General features: G+C 65.5%; 11 protein-coding genes and 1 tRNA gene. 2 read left to right on the top strand and 10 right to left on the bottom strand.

Features of this window, described 5'->3' with window-relative positions:
• Positions 1–16 precede the first annotated feature (16 nt).
• The 6 genes from gspF to J2X44_RS06380 all read right to left on the bottom strand — a co-directional run bounded on the left by gspF (position 17) and on the right by J2X44_RS06380 (position 10,449).
• Entirely contained in the window at positions 17–1,231 is a 1,215-nt protein-coding gene (gene gspF / locus J2X44_RS06405; RefSeq protein ID WP_310088696.1) for a type II secretion system inner membrane protein GspF, read from the bottom strand.
• Complete coding sequence (locus J2X44_RS06400; RefSeq protein WP_310088695.1) at positions 1,224–2,717, bottom strand: ATPase, T2SS/T4P/T4SS family; 1,494 nt, start codon at positions 2,715–2,717, stop codon at positions 1,224–1,226. The genes gspF and J2X44_RS06400 overlap by 8 nt, the downstream gene beginning before the upstream one ends.
• Positions 2,714–4,921 (bottom strand): type II secretion system secretin GspD, encoded by a 2,208-nt coding sequence (gspD, locus tag J2X44_RS06395; RefSeq protein WP_310088694.1) that lies wholly within the window; start codon positions 4,919–4,921, stop codon positions 2,714–2,716. The genes J2X44_RS06400 and gspD overlap by 4 nt, the downstream gene beginning before the upstream one ends.
• A 5-nt stretch (positions 4,922–4,926) precedes the next feature.
• Entirely contained in the window at positions 4,927–5,811 is an 885-nt protein-coding gene (locus tag J2X44_RS06390; protein WP_310088693.1) for a type II secretion system protein N, read from the bottom strand.
• 268 nt (positions 5,812–6,079) lie between these two features.
• The gene (locus tag J2X44_RS06385) at positions 6,080–8,806 is read right to left on the bottom strand and encodes a TonB-dependent receptor domain-containing protein (RefSeq protein WP_310088692.1); all 2,727 of its coding nucleotides are present in this window, start codon (positions 8,804–8,806) and stop codon (positions 6,080–6,082) included.
• Between the two features lie 80 nt (positions 8,807–8,886).
• Complete coding sequence (locus J2X44_RS06380) at positions 8,887–10,449, bottom strand: hypothetical protein (protein WP_310088691.1); 1,563 nt, start codon at positions 10,447–10,449, stop codon at positions 8,887–8,889.
• Between the two features lie 319 nt (positions 10,450–10,768).
• Here J2X44_RS06380 and J2X44_RS06375 point away from each other — a divergent pair.
• Positions 10,769–10,855, top strand: a tRNA-Leu gene (locus J2X44_RS06375).
• 53 nt (positions 10,856–10,908) lie between these two features.
• On the opposite strand, the gene J2X44_RS06370 is transcribed toward J2X44_RS06375, so the two are convergent.
• A complete protein-coding gene (locus tag J2X44_RS06370) occupies positions 10,909–12,555 on the bottom strand; it encodes a sulfatase-like hydrolase/transferase (protein ID WP_310088690.1) in 1,647 nt (548 codons plus the stop codon).
• A gap of 121 nt (positions 12,556–12,676) precedes the next feature.
• Between J2X44_RS06370 and J2X44_RS06365 the strand changes: the two genes are divergently transcribed.
• The gene (locus J2X44_RS06365) at positions 12,677–13,303 is read left to right on the top strand and encodes a TetR/AcrR family transcriptional regulator (protein WP_310088689.1); all 627 of its coding nucleotides are present in this window, start codon (positions 12,677–12,679) and stop codon (positions 13,301–13,303) included.
• 20 nt (positions 13,304–13,323) lie between these two features.
• On the opposite strand, the gene J2X44_RS06360 is transcribed toward J2X44_RS06365, so the two are convergent.
• The 3 genes from J2X44_RS06360 to J2X44_RS06350 form a co-directional block, all read right to left on the bottom strand.
• Positions 13,324–15,180, bottom strand: coding sequence for an arylsulfatase (locus J2X44_RS06360; protein ID WP_310088688.1), 1,857 nt, complete (start codon positions 15,178–15,180; stop codon positions 13,324–13,326).
• An 82-nt stretch (positions 15,181–15,262) separates the two neighbouring features.
• Positions 15,263–16,054, bottom strand: coding sequence for an enoyl-CoA hydratase-related protein (locus J2X44_RS06355; protein ID WP_310088687.1), 792 nt, complete (start codon positions 16,052–16,054; stop codon positions 15,263–15,265).
• A complete protein-coding gene (locus J2X44_RS06350; RefSeq protein ID WP_310088686.1) occupies positions 16,051–16,827 on the bottom strand; it encodes an SDR family NAD(P)-dependent oxidoreductase in 777 nt (258 codons plus the stop codon). The genes J2X44_RS06355 and J2X44_RS06350 overlap by 4 nt, the downstream gene beginning before the upstream one ends.
• Positions 16,828–17,089 lie beyond the last annotated feature (262 nt).

Raw genomic sequence — 17,089 nt, 5'->3', positions numbered from 1 at the left:
GCATCAGCGACATCTATTATATTCCGGCAAGATTCTGCAACTGAAGGATCGGCAGCAGAATGGCGAGGATGATCAGGGCAACGCATGACCCCATAAGGACTATTATGACAGGTTCGAGTAACGCCATCGACGCCGCCGTAAAGCGGTCGAATTCGCGCTCCAGATAATCGGCGGCGCGTTCCAGCATCACCTCCAGCCGCCCGGCGCTCTCGCCGCTGGCGGTCATGTAAACCAGCAACGGCGGGAACACGCCTGCGTCGCGCAGCGCCGCCGACAGGCTGCCCCCGGCGCGGACCTGATCGACGATCGCCGCGGTCGCGCTGGCCAGCGCGGCGTTGCGGATCGTGGGCAAGGTCAGCCGCAACCCGTCGACCAGCGGCAGGCGGCTCGACACCATCGTCGCCAGCGTCCGCGCAAAACGCGCCGCGTAGAGATCGCGCAGCAGGCGGCCAAACAAAGGCAGGCGGAGCAACCGCGCATCGACGCGCGCCTTGAACGCCGGGCGGCGCATCGCCGCCGCCCAGCCGAAGCTGGCGGCAACAATCAGCAGCGCGATCAGCCACCACCAGCTGGCGGCAAAGCCCGAAATTGCGATCACCGCGCGGGTCAGGAACGGCAATTGCTGGCCAACATCGGTGAATTGTTCGACGACGCGCGGGACGACAAAGATCATCAGCGCCGCGACGACGCCGATGGCGACGACCGCCAGCACGATCGGATAAGCGAGCGCCGCGATGAGCTTGCCGCGCACCTCGGCTTGGCGTTCGAGCAGATCGGCGAGGCGGGCGAGGATGGTGGTCAGGCTGCCGGTGGTTTCCCCCGCCGCGACCATCGCGCGGTAGAGCGGCGGGAAGCTGGCGGGCTGACGTGCCATCGCGTCGGCGAGGCGGCGGCCTTCGAGCAGTCCGGCATGGACGTCGCCAATGATCGTGCGGGCGCTTTCCGCCTCGCTCTGCCGGGTCAGCGTGCGCAGCGCCTCTTCGAGCGGCGCGACTTCGGCCAGCGTCGCGAGCTGGCGAGTGAACAGTGCGAGGTCTTTGCTGCTCAGCCGCGCGCGGCGGAAGGCGAGCAGCGACCGGCTCGCGGGCTTGGCCCCCGCCGCCTCGACCGCGACGATATGGAATTTGCGCCGCACCAGATCGGCGCGCGCCGCATCGTCGTTGGCGGCGGTCAGCCGTCCCCTGCGCTCGCGGCCCTGTGGATCGATCGCCACATAGCGATAATCAGGCATCGATTTCCTCGCGCCGCGCGATGCGGATCGCCTCCTCGGCCGTGGTCAGCCCCTTCGCAACCATCGCCCGCGCTGCGGACGCGAGCGTCGGCGATTTCAGAAAGGCATGGCGCGTAATCATCGCCTCGTCGCCGCCATTGTAGATATAGCGGCGCACCGTTTCGTCGACCTTGATCGCCTCGAACACCCCGATCCGGCCCTTGTAGCCGGTGCCGCCGCACTGGTCGCAGCCCCTCGGAAGCCAGATGACGGTGCCGATGTCGAGCCCGAGCATAGCGGCGACGCTGTTGTCGGCCTGCACCGGTTCGCGGCAATGATCGCATAATTTGCGGACCAGCCGCTGCGCAATGACCGCGCGCAACGTCGAGGCGAGCAGGAAGGGCTCGACCTTCAGATCCTTCAGGCGCGTGATCGCTCCCACCGCGTCATTGGTGTGGACGGTCGACAGCACGAGATGCCCGGTCAGCGACGCCTGCACCGCAATATCGGCGGTCTCGCGGTCGCGGATTTCCCCGACCATCACGACGTCGGGGTCCTGGCGCAGAATAGCGCGCAGCCCGGCCGCAAAATCGAGCCCGACCTTGCTGTTGACCTGCGTCTGGCCGACACCGTCGACGGCATATTCGACCGGATCCTCGACGGTCAGGATATTGCGCTGGCCGTCGTTCAATTGCTTGAGCGCGGCGTAAAGCGTCGTCGTCTTGCCCGATCCGGTCGGCCCGGTGACCAGGATGATGCCATTGGGTTCGGCCAGCGCCTCGCGCAGGATCTGGTCGGCGGCGCCCGACAGGCCGAGGACGTCGAAATCGATCCCCGCGGCATCCTTGTCGAGGATACGCATCACCACCCGCTCGCCCGCGCGGCTGGGCAAAGTCGAGACGCGCACGTCGACCGCCTTGCCCGCCAGCGTCAGCCCGATGCGGCCGTCCTGCGGCACGCGGCGTTCGGCGATGTCGAGCCGCGCCATCACCTTGATACGGCTGACGACGACGGGGGCGACGTGCGGCGGCATCCGCAAATGTTCGCGCAGCACCCCGTCGGTCCGCATCCGCACGACAAGGCCGCTTTCATAGGGTTCGATATGGATGTCGCTGACCCCCTGCCGCACCGCTTCGGCGATGATCGCGTTGATCAGGCGGATTGCGGGGGCGTCGTCGGCGCTGTCGAGCAGATCTTCGGCGCTGGGCAGGCTGAAATCGACGTCGTTGCCACCGACCGACCCCGCCATCGCTGCCGCCGAACTATCGACGGCATAATGGTCGGACAGCAACCGGTCGAAATCGGCGACGCTGGCGGTCGCGACGCGCAGCGGCTGGGCAAGGTAGCGTTTGACCTCGATCAGGATCGCGGGGTCGGCATCTTCGCGCAACGTGGCCAGCCACGCACCACCCTCGCCCGGCGCGATCACCACGCCATGCTGACGCGCGAAGCCATAAGGAATGTCGACCGGCGCTGCGGGCGCGACGATCGGTTCGGGGTCGGTCACGGATAGTCTCCGGTCGGCGGCGCGGGTGCGTTCGAGATCGACGGCGGGACATCGGTCGAAATCACCCGGCCATCCGGACCGCGCAGTTCGGGCAGATTGACCGGCCCGACGGTGATGTCGGCGGCGGTTGCCTCGGTCGGCACCGGCGGCACCGCGCCCAGATAATCGCGCACAAGCGTATCGATCGCGGGCTCCTCATCGGGATTACGTTGCAATTGGAAGTCGCGGATATAGCCATAACGCCGCGCGGTCAGCGCCGCATTATCCTCGCGATTGCGCAGTATCGTCGGGCGGATGAACACCATCAGATTGGTTTTCGACCGCGTCCGGCTGCGCGATTTGAACAGTTCGCCGAGCAGCGGAATGTCGCTGAGCAGCGGGATGCGCTCGATCGTCTTGCGCTCGTCATCGTTGAGCAGCCCGCCAATCGCCAGAATCTCGCCGTCGTCGACGGTCAGCACGGTTTCGAAGGCGCGCTTGTTGAGGATCAGGTCGCTGTTGCGAGACGATACCGGCCCGGCGACGCTGGACACTTCCTGGCGCAGGAACATCTTCACTTCGCCCGCGCCATTGACCTGCGGCGTCACTTCCAGCTTGATCCCGACCTCTTCGCGCTGGACGGTGCGGAAGGCGTTTTCGAAATTGTCGCCCAGCTGTTCGCCGGTGGTGATCGGCACGTCCTGGCCGACCAGGAACTTCGCCGCCTGATTGTCGAGGGTGACGATATGCGGGGTCGCCAGCAGGTTCGACGTCGTGTCCGATTTCACCGCGTTGATGATCGCGCCGAAAATCGTGTTCTTGCCGATGTCGCCCGCGAAACCAGCAAAACCCCCGGTCGCGGTGAGCAGCGACGCCGCGGCCGCTTCCTGCAAGCTGTTGCCCAGCGAGCTGTTCGTCTGGGTCACGGTCGTGTTGCCGTTGACGGTCGTCGTTTCCTGCGACAGCCGATTGGCGGCATAGGCGCCACCGAGGGTCAGGATGTTCGGCGACGCATTGCTGTAGCTGGTCGCAACGAACGGGATATTCTTGCCGCCGAGCAGGAACTGGACGCCCAGCCGCTTGGCGGCATCGTCGCCGATCTCGACGACGATCGCCTCGACCAGCACCTGTTGCCGCCGACTGTCGAGCTGACGGATCAACTCGCCCAGCATGCGCTGGACGTCGCTGTTGGCGGCGACGATGATCGCGTTGGCGCCTTCGTAGCGGGTGACGATCGCGGGGCCGCGGGTGGCGATGCTGCCGCCCGAACCACCCGTGGAGACATTGGCGGGTGCCGCCGGGGCAGGCGTCGGGGTGCTCGTCCCGCCGCCCGATGACGAAGAGGTGGTCGCGGGCGGCAGGCCCGCCTTTTGCGCCGGATCGCTGCCGCCGCCGACCAGTTGCTGGATCGTCGGTAGCAGCGTTTCGGCATTGGCATGTTCCAGCCAATAGACGCGCAGCTCGGTGCCGCCCGCCGCCTTTTGATCGAGGTCGGTCGCCATCGCGACAAAGCGCGCGACCATCGCCTGATCGCCGCGCAGCGCGATCGCGTTGCTGCTGTCGATCGGTACGATCGCAACCGGCGCCCGTGCGCCCTCGCCCGCCGCCGGGACCAAAGCGGTCAGCGCGGCCGCAATTTCGCGCGCGCCGGCATTTTTCAGCGTGACGATCTGGCTGGTCGAACTGTCGCGGTCGATGCTCGACGCCAGCGCGCGGATGCGGCGGATATTGTCGGCGAAATCGGCGACAACCAGGCTGTTGGCGTTGCGGTTCGCGGTCAGCGATCCCTGCGCGCTGACCAACGGGCGTAGCGTTTCGACCGCGGCCACGGCATCGATGTGGCGCAGGCGGATGATTTCGGTGACGAACTGGTTCTGCGCCGCGCCGCCGCTGCCGATGCGGCCCGGCTGCGCCGCGGCGCCGTCGATCGGCTGCACGCGGTAGCTGCCGTTCGGGCCCGGCACCGCGACCAGACCGTTCGAGCGCAGGGTCGAGAGGAAAATCTCGAAATATTCGCTGCGCGACAGCGGCCGGTCGGTCACCACCGACACCTTGCCGTTGACGCGGCCGTCGATGACGAAGGTCCGCCCGGTGATCCGCGCCGCATCTTGAATGAAGGCGCGGATGTCGGCGTCGCGGACGTTGAGGGTGTATTGGGCGACCGCGGGGACCGGCGCAGCGGAAACCAGCGCGGCAGCAAGCATCAGGGACAATTTGAGACGCATAAAACCTATTGCTTCGAGAGGAAGATGGCGACGGGAACGACGCTGGCGCCGCGTTCGACTTCGAGCGAAATGCGGGCGCCCGGCCCAATCTGATTGGCGAGCGCGGCGGCATCGCCCGCCGACCCGATCGGGCGCCCATTAACCGAGCGGATAACATCGCCCGGACGCAGCCCGGCGGCGCGGAACACCGCGCCGTCACCCTGTGGCTGGACGACCAGCCCCGTGACGCGGCCATTTTCGGCGCGCGGCGCAAAGCCGACCCCGGCCTTGAGCGTCGCGGGCGACATTTCGCCGCTGGCGCTAACGCCGGTCGCGGCCGTCGATCCGACTTCGGGGGTCGGCGCGGGCAGCGGCGTTGCCGGCGCGGCGACCGCGGCGTCGCCGCTCTGATCGAGGAACAGGCTTTCGCGCGCACCGCCGCGGTCGAGCAGCACATGATCGAAGGCGACGCCGACGAGCTTGACGCCCGGCGCGATCTCGTCGCCGACGGCATAGCTGGTCTGCACCCCGTCCTCGCCCGCGATGATCGCTGACCCGCCGCCGGTCGCTTCGTTGATGTTGATCCCGAACAGCGTCAGTCCGAGCGCGGTCACCGTCGCCGAAGCCGGACCCTGCGGGGCGCTGCGAAAGAAGGGATCGAAACTGGCGAACAGCGCGCGGCGTTCGGCGGGCGAGGCGATGACCGCGGCCTGCGGTTGCCACGCGCCCAGCGGCGACAGCGGCGTCATGACCGTCCACAGCAGACGGACGAGTTGCCAGACCAGCAACGCGCCGAGCAGCGCGGCAAGCAGCACCGGCCCGATCTCGCGCGGCGAGCGCCGACCCGCGCGCAGCCACACGGGCAAGCCGCGCGGCAGCCTGAAGGCCGATCCGGACATCAGCGTCGCCATGAAATCGTCCTGTCCCCCTGAGGCTGAAATTGCCGTCGCGAATCGCCTAGGGGCGATTGGTGACAATCAGTTGACCGAAAGATTACAGTTTTTTGACGGGTGGGCGAGTCTGGTGCGGAAGTTGGCCGTCGGAAAGCCCCTTTCCTTCAGGGGAGGGGTTGGGGCGAGGTCCATCGGCCTTGCGCAAGGCCGATGGACTCCACCCGCTGCGACTAGGCAGCAAGCTGCCAAGTCTCGCCGCCCTTCCTGACGAGGAGGGCGAATGAGCTCAGAACTTCAGCGACGCGCTCAGCGAGAAGGTCCGGCCGAGCTTGTAGCGGTTGAGGAAGAGACGGTTGTCGCCGTTTTCCTGAACTTCCTGATAATTACGGCCCGTCAGGTTGCGCGCCTCGAACTTCAGCTCGATTTCCTTGTTCAGCAGGTTGATCCCCTGCCGCGCCACGAAATCGAGCGAGATGCCAGGCTTTTCGCGAATATCGGGCTGGCCCGACGGACCGCGGCTGGTGACGCGCGGGCTGGCATAGGTCAGGAGCAAGGTCTGTTGCGACAGATTGTCCTGATCCTCCAGCCCGATCTGGACGTTCACCAGATGGTCCGACTGACCCGTCATCGGGGAGCCATCGAAGAAGAAGTCTGACGCGTTCAACGTCACGCCGTTGATGATCGTCGTGTCATCGGCGCCGACTTTGATTTTCGACTTGGTGAATGTGTAGTTGCCGATCAAGACCAAGCGGCGGCTCGCCCAAAAGGGAGAATCCGACAAGGTGTCGAGCGGGAAGTATTTCTGCGCTTCCAGCTCGGCGCCGTAAAGCGTGGCCTTGGGCGCATTGGCAAAGCTGGAGTTGGCCACCGAGTCGGTGCTGATCGACGTGTAGGTTTCGATCGGATTGTCGATCGATTTATAGAAACCCGCCACCGTCAGACGCTGATCCTTGGCGAAGTACCATTCGTACCGCACTTCGGCGTTGAGCAGCTCGCTGTCGACCAGCGACGGGTTGCCGCGGAACTGGCGATTCGATTCGGGATCCTGATAGATTTGCGCGATCAGCTCGCGAAACTGCGGACGCGCGATCGTCTTAGATCCGTTGACGCGCAGCTGCATGTCGGGCGCCACTTCCCAGGTCAGCGTCACCGCGGGCAGCCAATAATCATTGTTGAGGCTGGTCTCGACGATGGCGCTGCCGCCCGTGCCGAAGATGTCGATCGGCGTGACGCTCTGCTTGGCGTCTTCGTAACGGACCCCCGCATTGATATTGACGCCCGACAGGATCTCGGCCTGGACTTGTGCATAGCCGGCGTGGGTCGTCAGATCGGCTGCGAACGCCGCCGTGCCATCCTGTGCCGATGCTTCGACCAGCGTGATGTCGTACAGCTGGATCGTCGCGTCGGAGAGCAGATAGTCGGGGCGCAGCTGCTGCACTGCGATCGGCAGGTTCGAGCCGCGGATCTGGAATGCCCGGCGGACTGCGGTGCGGTGTGTGTCGCTATACGCATAGCCAACGGTCGCGGTGATGCGCGGCGCCAGCTCATAAGACACATCGACGCCGCCCGACCACAGATCCTCGTTCAGATCCGAAAAGGCGACCGTCGCGCTGCCGCGGTTGCCGCCAAGGTCGTTGACGAACTTGTCGCCAACCGGATCCTGATCGAGCGGCAGGTTCGAACGGATGTAGGTGAAGCTGCGCTCATAAGGCGCCTCGCGCTGCGAATTGGCGTAACCGCCGCGCAAATCGAGCTTCAGCCGGTCGAAATGCATTTCGCCGACGAGTTGGGTGTTGATTAGCTGACGCTCGTACCACGCGGTGTCCTGCACCAGCGTGTCACGAAGCTGGACGTTCTGATCGACGCCAAGCCCCAGTCGCGATTGTTTCAGCGTGTCGCGGATATAGAGGTTGGTCCAGCGAAACTTGTGCTCGCCCAGCTCGAGACCAAAGCCGAGCAGCCCGTTCACGACGACGCGATTGTCGGTGATGACGCGCCGGAAATCGGTCTGCGGCGGTCCTGCCAGTTCGGGATCGACCGACGTCTGCTGGATCGCATCGCGGGTGCGCCATTTGTTGCTGATACCCGCCGTAGCGATGATGCCCAGCTCGCCATCGGGCAACGCGATCGACGTGCCGCCGGTGACGCCTGCCGACCAGTTGACCGGAATATGATTATTCTGCTGAAGCAAAGTGGTCGGCGCATTGACCAGTTCGACCATGATCGCTTTCAGATCGGTCTGGGTGAAATCGGCGCCGTTGAGGATTGGCTTGCCGCTCGCCAGCGCGGCCTTGAGCAGCGGCGGGACGTCGCGGGTACCGTCGTCGAAGCCCGTCCAGTCGGTGTCGCCGCCATAATAAGTATAGCCAAGCTGGTTCGTCGTCTCGCTGTCCCAGCCGATCCCGCCGCTGAGGGTCAGGAAGGATTCGCGCGGGATGGACTTGGTGGTCAGGTTGATCACGCCGCCGCCGAATTCGCCGGGGAAGTTCACCGAATAGCTTTTCTGGACCAGCGTCGAATCGATGACATTCGACGGGAAGATGTCGAGCGGCACGACGCGCTTCAGCGGCTCGGGGCTGGGCAGCGGCGAACCATTGAGCAGCGCGAGCGAATAGCGGTCGCCAAGCCCGCGGACATAGACGAAACCGCCGCCGACGACCGACAGGCCGGTGACGCGCTGCAGCGAGCCTGAAATATCGCCTTCGCCGGTCCGCGCGATGTCGGCGGAGGAGAGGACCGACACAACTTCGGGGGTCGCGCGGACCACGTTGGGCGTGAAGCGGCCGGTGACGACGATTTCCTGATCGGCGCCGCCGGGGATCGAAATGTCGCCGTCCTCATCCGGTGCCGTCGCATCATCGGCGACCGGTTCTTCGCCGGTGGGTGCTTCGGTGGTCACTGGCGGGGTGTCGGATGCGGGCGCGCCGCCGCTGACATCCTGGGCGAGCGCCGCGGGCGCTACCAGCGCCGAGCTGAGGAGGAGCAGGCTGGCAAAGATCGGCCGCTTGGTCATGTGGAAAGTCCCCAAATCATGCAGGAAGGGAGCGGGCCAGCCCGTCAGGCGTGCCCGCTCCCCAATTGGATCGCGAGCGATCAGGTCGTCGGAATGGCGCTGCAGCTGCGGCTGGCGGTCCCGAAGTTTGCCGTCGACGAGTTGCACGTCCAACCTTGATACCAGGTGTCATTGGCGTCGCGGACGGCGCCGACATAGGCGGTGGTGTCGAAGAAGGCGTTCAGCGTCTTGGCGTCGAAGGCCGGACGTGCGGTCTCCGTCGCGCCGTTGATGAACAGGTTGGTCAGCGTCGGCGTGTAGGCGACGGTGTTGTTCGTGCCGCCTTCGAAGATTGCCTGAACCTGTGCATCGGTGACGCCGCTGGTGCCGCGGAACGGCGAAGCGTTGCACTGCATCGACACCGAGAAGAAGCGCGGCGGACCGGCTTCGTCGGGACCAGTCGTCTGGATCGTCGTCGCGCTGTTGAGGCCGAGGCAGCGGAAGCCGGGCGCCACAATCAGGCCGTTCGCGAAGGTGTAGTCAGCGCCGCCGCGGACCAGGATCGACACGCCGTTGCCCGCCGCGGTGTTGCGGTGGATATAGGTGAAGTTCGACAGGTTCACATTCTGGCGCGGCGTCGTGTCTTCGTTGCCGTTCGAGTCGATTTCCATCATCGAATCGCCAACCGCACCGCCTTCGCGCTGCACACCGATGACATACTGGATATTGCCCTTGTACCCGACGTCGGTGTCGAGGCCGTCGTCCTCGGCGCCGGTGACGACCAGATGCTTCATGTTCACGCGACCGCCAAACACTTCGATGCCGTCGTCCGAGCTGTTGTGAATCTGGATATGGTCGAGCTGGGTGCCGTTGCCGACGCCCGAGGGGGTCAGACCCTGCAATTCGCTGTTGCCCGACAGGACGAAGCCCGAATAGCGGATCTGGACATAGGACATGCGGCCCGAATTGTCGGCAACCTGCGTGCCGCCGTACAGCGCGTTCGAGGTGCCTTCGGTGTCGCGTTCGCACGCCGCGGTGCCGGGGGTCGCACCAGGGGCGAGGCAGTCGGTGATCGGCGCACGGCCGAGCAGGACGATGCCGCCCCACAACTGCGACGTCTGGTCGTTCGCCGAGCCGACCACGTTGCCACGACCGGTGAAGATGATCGGCTGGGTCGGGGTACCTACGGCGTCGATGCGGTTACCGCGGTTGACCGCCAGAAACGACACGCCGGTCGCGCCGAACACGGTCACGCCCGGATCGATCGTCAGCGTGACGACATTGTTGGTGCTGGTTGCGCCCTGATCCGTGCCGACATCGACGCGGCCGGGGAGTGAGTAAATGACGCCCGCCACCTTCGGGATCGCGGTCGTCGCGGTGAAGCGGGTCGGGAAACCACAGTTGCGCCATTCGCCGCCGGGGCCGCTGATCGTGCCGAGGTTCGCCAGCTGGTCGGGACCGGCAATGGTCGGGCAATTCGCGGCGGGGGTCACGCCGGTCGGCGTGGGGGTCGGGGTTGGGGTCGGGGTTGGGGCCGGAGTCGGCGCGGGAATGACAATCACGCCTTCACCGGGCGAGGCAACCCCGTCGGCACCGCAGGCAGCCAGGATAGAACAGGCCACGCCGCTGAGCATGACCAAACGAACGCGTGCGAAAGCCGCCATGAAAATCTCCGTTCCCGGTATGCGCCCCCAGATCGGTCGAGCGGCGCCCCTGATGAAAAATCACCGGCAAACGATGTTTCGCCCCCGGTGAAGCCGCCACTAGGGTGATTCGATGACGGTCTGACGCCAGAGCCGTGACATTCGGGTGACTCTTTTGAGTCCGATCGATGACAACCGCCCGGACCGCGAGCACGGGCGCGGCAACCGCCCTTCGCACCGGCAAGAATAAATGCGACGAAGCTCGCTTGCATCGCTGGGGAACCTTTGCTAGGCGCCCGCTCCTACCCGGAGCCGGACCCGTTCGGCCCCATCATGATGTGCGGTCGTGGCGGAACTGGTAGACGCGCAACGTTGAGGTCGTTGTGGCCGAAAGGCCGTGGAAGTTCGAGTCTTCTCGACCGCACCATAATATACAGTCGCAGGGAATTGGTTTACGAGCCGCAGCACTCCCCGCGCAGCTCAATTGCTCCAATAGATATAGTCCTGGCCGTCCTGCCACGGCGCGTTCAGCGGGACGTCGATGCGGACCGGACCTTCGACCAGCCCCGGCCAGATCGGTTTGGCCATGCCCTTGTTCTGCGCGTCGATCATCGCGCCCAGCGCCGCGACGCGCTCCGGATCGGCGGCGGCGAGGTTGTTTTTTTCCGTGGGGTCGCTGGCGAGATTATACAGCCGCGCCTGTTCGGGCCGCTTGGTCACTTGCAATTTCCAGTCGCCCGCGCGGACGGCGCGATAGTCGCCCGACCGCCAAAACATCGCCGCGCGCTGTGCCGGGCCGACGAGGATATTCTCGCTATCAATGACGCGATCGCTTGGCACCGCCGCGCCCGCCGCCGCCGCGATGGTCGAAAAAATGTCGAGGTGGCCAGTGACGTCGGCGCGCTGCGTCCCCGGTGCGATCGCCCCCGGCCAGCGCATGAACAGCGGGGTCCGAATACCGCCCTCGAAAAAAGTCGCTTTCCAGCCGCGGAACGGCGCGTTCAACCGCTCGATCCCGTTATACCACGCGCCGCCATTGTCGCTGGTGAAGATGACGAGGGTATTGTCATCGATCCCCTGTTCCTTCAGTTTCGCCATGACGTCGCCGATGCGCCGGTCCATCTGCGCGATCATCGCGCCATAAACCCGCGTCTTGTGATCCTTGATCTGCGGCAGCTTGTCATAGTCCGCTTTCGTCGCCTGCAGCGGAGTATGCGGCGCGTTGAACGCGAGATACAGGAAGAATGGCCGGTTTCGGTTCGCGTCGATCGCCTTGATCGCCTCATCGGCGAAATAGTCGGTCATATGCCCCTCGGGGTGAAAACGCGGGCCGCCGTTGAAGGTCACCGCGTGACGCAGATTTGCCCACAGAAAGCGATCAATCGGATCCCAGGGCAGCTTGGCGTTGACGACCCCGACATCGTCCTCGGCCATGAACATTGCGCCCCCCGCCAGGATCGCAAGGCTTTCGTCGAAACCCTGCGCCTGCGGTTGCAGCGCAGCGGCCTCGCCCAGATGCCATTTGCCGATATGCAGCGTGTGATACCCCGCCGCCTTCACCGCTTCGGCAATCGTCACCTCGCTCGCCGGGACGCCCATCGCGGGATAGTCGGGGATGTCGGGCGTGATCCGCTCCTTGTGGAAGATCGCCCGATGCGGCCCAACGCCCTCACCATGCGCCAGATTTTCGGCAAATTGGACCGGCACCGCGGTAAATTCAAAGCCGAAGCGCGTCGGGTAGCGGCCCGTCATCATCGCCGCGCGCGACGGTGAGCAGGTGGCGTTGGCGGCGTAAGCGGTGGTAAAATTCGCCCCCTCGCGCGCCAGCGCATCGATATGGGGGGTCTTGACGATGCCGCCTGCGACGCCGCCGCCATTCAGGCTGATGTCGTTAAATCCGAGGTCGTCGGCGACGATCAGGATGATGTTGGGCGGGCGTTTGCCGCCAAGCGGTTCGGCGGGGGCGGTCGTCGGTCCTTGCTGCCACAGCACCGCGCGGTTAGGCGCCACGGGATCGCGCCAGTCCTGAATCAGGCCGGGCAGGCGATATTTGTTCGCCTGATACCCCCAATATCCACCCGCGGCCAACGCCGCGACCACCCCCGCGGCTATCCATCGCTTTGTCATGGCATCCCCACCCTTGCCCGATATATTATGGCACTATATGTGTCATTATATCAAGCGCAGCGCAAGTTCGCGAACCACGAGCCCATTGACCCCGGCGCCAAGCTGGGCCAGCGGAGGAATGATGACCAAAGCGGCAAGCAGATCGATTGCGAGCAGGGCCGAACCGACGCGGATCGACGGCCGCCGCGAGCGCGGCAGGTCGAGCCGCAAACGCATCGTCGAGGCGATGATGGAGTTGATTGTCGGCGGCGACCTGGCGCCCAGCGCGGCGCGCGTCGCCGAAGAAGCCGGCATCGGGCTGCGCTCGGTCTTTCGTCATTTCGACGACATGGATGCACTCTACGCCGAGATTACCGCAACGATCACCGAACAGGTCATGCCGATCGTCAGCGCGCCCTATCCCGACCAGGACTGGCGCGCCAATGTCCGCGATCTGGTCCGCCGCCGCGTGCGGGTGTTCGAAACGACGCTGCCCTTTCGCCTCGCGGCCAACATCAAGCGATACCAATCCCCGTTTCTGATGGGACAATATGGCCGCACAGTGATGCTGGAACGCGACCTGCTGCTCCGGCTGCTGCCCGGCGCGGTGCTGATCGACCGGATCAACGTCGAGGCGCTGTGCGCGGCGCTGTCGTTCCAGAATTGGCGCGCGCTGCGCCACGATCAGGGCTTGTCGGCCGAGGAAGCCGGGACCGTGACGATGCATATGGCCGAAACATTGATGGCGACGATCGTCGAGTCCCACTGAAGCGGGCTCGGCGCGATCCGCTAGCCGCCAGCGATTTCGCGCTTCGCCGGGTCTCCGCGGCGCACGCGGCGCCGACGGCGCCAGCGCCAGACCAGAGCTGACAACAGCAGCCCGATCCCGCCGACCCACAGGCCGAGCTGGATCAGCCGCTTGCGCCCCTGCTGTTCGAACGCATAGCGATTGATCTGTTCGTCGGCGGTGTAGCCCGCGGGCATGTCGAGCACGCCGTTCGCCTTGGCATAAGCGCGGTAGTCGGCCAGCATCGCCGCGTACCGCGCGGGCTGGACCGCCGCCAGGTCGCGCGTCTCGCCGGGGTCGGTCTTGAGGTCGAACAGCCGCCATTGGCCATCGCCGGTCGGCGCAAGGTTGCGGACGAGTTTGTAATCGCCGCGGAACAGCGCCGCATTGCCCGACAGTTCGTAACCGAGCGGGGTATCGCCATGAACACTGTCGGTTTTGCCGGCCAGCATCGGAACGAGGCTGCGGCCCGTGACCGGTTCGACCGCCTTGCCCTGCCACTGGCCGCCATGATCCGCGACCCCGGCAAGGTCGGTCAGCGTCGGCAGGATGTCGGTGACATGCGCCAGCCCATGCCGGATCGCCCCCGCCTGCACCTGGTCATTGCCCGGCCAGGCGATGATCAGCGGGACTCGCAGCCCACCCTCGGTCGCGCTGAACTTATACCCCGACAGCGGCGAAGCGCCAGCGCTGGCCCAGCCGGGTCCGATCGCGCTGAAACTGCCGCGGCGGCCGATGTTGGCGGTCGACAGGTCATATTGCATGTCGAGGAACAGCCGGTTGCGCAGGCTGCCGAACGGATTGGTCGGCTCGGCGCCATTGTCCGACAGGAACACGAAGATCGTGTTGTCATAGTCGCCGGTCGCTTTCAGATGCGCGACCAACCGGCCGACTTCGCGGTCCATCGCGGTTGCCATCCCGGCATAGGCCTGCATCACCCGCACCGCGGCGGCGCGTTCGTCGGCATCGAGTTTGCGCCAGTCGCGGGTCGTCGGCATCGTCACGATTGGCACGCCCGCGGGCACGATGCCCAGTGCCGCGGCGCGCTTGGCCCGCGCGGCGCGCAACGCGGTCCAGCCATCCTTGTATAGCGCCGCGTAGCGCGCGATGTCGCTGTCGGGCGCCTGCACCGGGATATGGTTGGCGAGGAAGTTGATCGAAGCGAGGAAGGGCTTGCCGCTCGTCCGGTCGGCCTCGACATAATCGATCATCTTCTGGACGACGAAGCGCGACGAATAATAATCCTTGGGTAGCGTCGCGGGCTTGCCGTTTTCGGTCCATGCGGCGCTGTCATACATGCCCTCGATCGGGCGCTGTTCGAAATTGTCGGCGCCGGCATCGGCCAGACTATAGGCCCGGTCATAGCCGCGCGCGTGCGGCAGCCGTGTCGCGTCGCTCCCCAGATGCCATTTACCCGTAAAATACGTGCGATAGCCCGCGGCCTTCAGTAGCTGCGCGATCGTCACAACGCGGTGGTTCATCACCGTGTCGTAGCCGGGCTTGCCGCGATGCTGGTCGGGGATCGTCTCGGGCATGTTGCCGAGGCCGTTACGATGGTTCATCACCCCGGTCTGGAGCATCGCCCGCGTCGGCGAGCAGGATCCCGCGACATGGAAGTTGGCAAAGCGCGTTCCGGCATAGGCCAGCGCGTCAATATTGGGCGTCGCGAACTCGGCGCCGAACGCCCCGACGTCGCTGAAGCCCCAGTCGTCGGCGAGCAGGATGACGATGTTGGGCTGGCGCGGTGCAGCCGATTTCGGCTGGCCTTGCGCGGGCGTCGCGGCCAACATTGCGGCGCAGGTGATGATGGCAGTACGCCGGAACCGGCCCTTGCGACCCGGCACGTTGGTGGTCCTCACGCGCACTGCCATCGCCCCCTCCCCCTGGGATACTGGCACTTACTATGCCAATATATCGGTGAGTCAAGTTGGCGCGCGCGGCCTATCGTTCGCGATAGTCGGGGGCGCGCTTTTCCAGAAACGCCGCCAGTGCTTCACGATGATCCTCGGTCGCCGACAGGATCACCTGCTGGCGATCCTCGATCGCCATCGCGGCATCGAGGCTTTGCGCGTCAATGTTGAGATTGAGCGCCTGTTTCGAAAGGCGTAGCCCGTGCGGGCTGGTCGCCAGCATCTCGTCGGCAAGCGCAAGGCCACGTTCGAGCAATGCATCCTCATCGACGATCTCGCTGACCAGCCCGGCGCGCAGCGCGCGGTCGGCGTCGACGAACCGCCCGGTCAGGATCATCTCGGCCGCCAGGCTGGCGCCGACCAGCCGCGGCAGGAAATAGCTCGACGCCATGTCGCAACCGCCCAGCCCGATACGGATATAGGCGGCGTTCGCCTTGAACGACGGCGCCGCATAGCGCACGTCGGACGCCAGCAGCAGCGACAGCCCGCCGCCGCACGCCGCGCCGTGGCCCAGCGCGATGATCGGCTGCGGACAGGCGCGCATCTTGCGATAGATGTTACCGATGCGCGTCTGGGTCCGCAGCGTGCGCAGCACCGGCGTTTCGTCGCTCGACCGGTCCTCCTGAATATCAAGTCCTGCACAGAAGCCGCGCCCCGCGCCGCGGAGGATAACGACGCGAACTTCGGGTCGCTCGGCGAGCCCGCCGAAATAGGCGTTGAGCGCATCGACCAGCCCCTCGTTCAGCGCGTTGAGCCGGTCGGGGCGGTTCAGCGTCGCGATCTCAACCTGCCCGCGCGCCTCAATCAGCAGCGCGTCAGTCACAACGTCTGCCCGTCGTCGATGGTGAACACGCTGCCCGTGATGCCCCGCGCCGCGTCGGAGCAGAGCATCAGCAACGGCGCGTGCAGGTCGCTCGCCGGGCGCATCCGCTGACGCGGGAAGCTGTTGACCATCGCCGCACCGACATCGCTGTCGAACAGCTCGGCGGTCATTTCGGATGCGAAATAGCCGGGCTGGATCACATTGACGCTGATCCCGCGCCGCGCCCATTCGCGCGCCAGCGCCTTGCCCAGATGGCGCACCGCCGCCTTGCTTGCGCCATAGACCGAGGTGGCGGGAAAGATTTTCTCGGCGGTGATCGACCCGATCAGGACGATGCGGCCATGCTCTTTCTCGCGGCTGCCCGCCTTGTCGAGGCGCCGCGCGCCTTCGGTCGCGGTCAGAAAGACACCGCGGACATTGGCGGCGAGCAGGAAATCGACGTCGCCCGCCGACAGGCCCATCGCCATTTTTTCGGTCGCCACCCCGGCGTTCGCGACGATGGTGTCGACGGTGCCGAACGCGGCTTCGGCGGCGTCATAGGCGGCGATGGTCGATGCGTCGTCAGTGACGTCCATGCTGACTGCAATCGCCTGCCCGCCTGCGGCTTCGATCGCCGCCACCTGTTCGGCGAGCTTGTCGGCGCGGCGGGCGGCGAGCACGACCCTGGCACCTGCGGCGGCGAGCGCCTTGGCAAAGCCCGCGCCCAACCCCGACGACGCGCCGGTTACGAGCGCCACGCGCCCCGTCAGATCGAATTTCGGCTGGTCGGCCATGGCTCTCCCTCTCGCTTATCCCCCAACTCTTGCCGTTGATTGACGTTTACGTCAATCGACCGGCGCTGCTCTAAAAAGTGAGGGATTAGGGTTGACGAACGTCATTTGTTCACTTAATGTTCTTTTTGTGCACATCCAACCTCATCCCCCGTCGCGGCTGCCGAGCGCGGCGGACGGGGGATAAAGGTTCGCCCCACGCGCCTGTCACCGAAAGCATTGATCGCCGCCGCAAAGGGCGCCAATATCAGACGCAGTTGGGGCG

This window comes from Sphingopyxis sp. BE259, from assembly GCF_031457495.1.
Lineage (GTDB): Bacteria > Pseudomonadota > Alphaproteobacteria > Sphingomonadales > Sphingomonadaceae > Sphingopyxis.
Note: the sequence above shows the minus strand (reverse complement) of the source record. Positions and strands in the feature narration are given on the sequence as shown.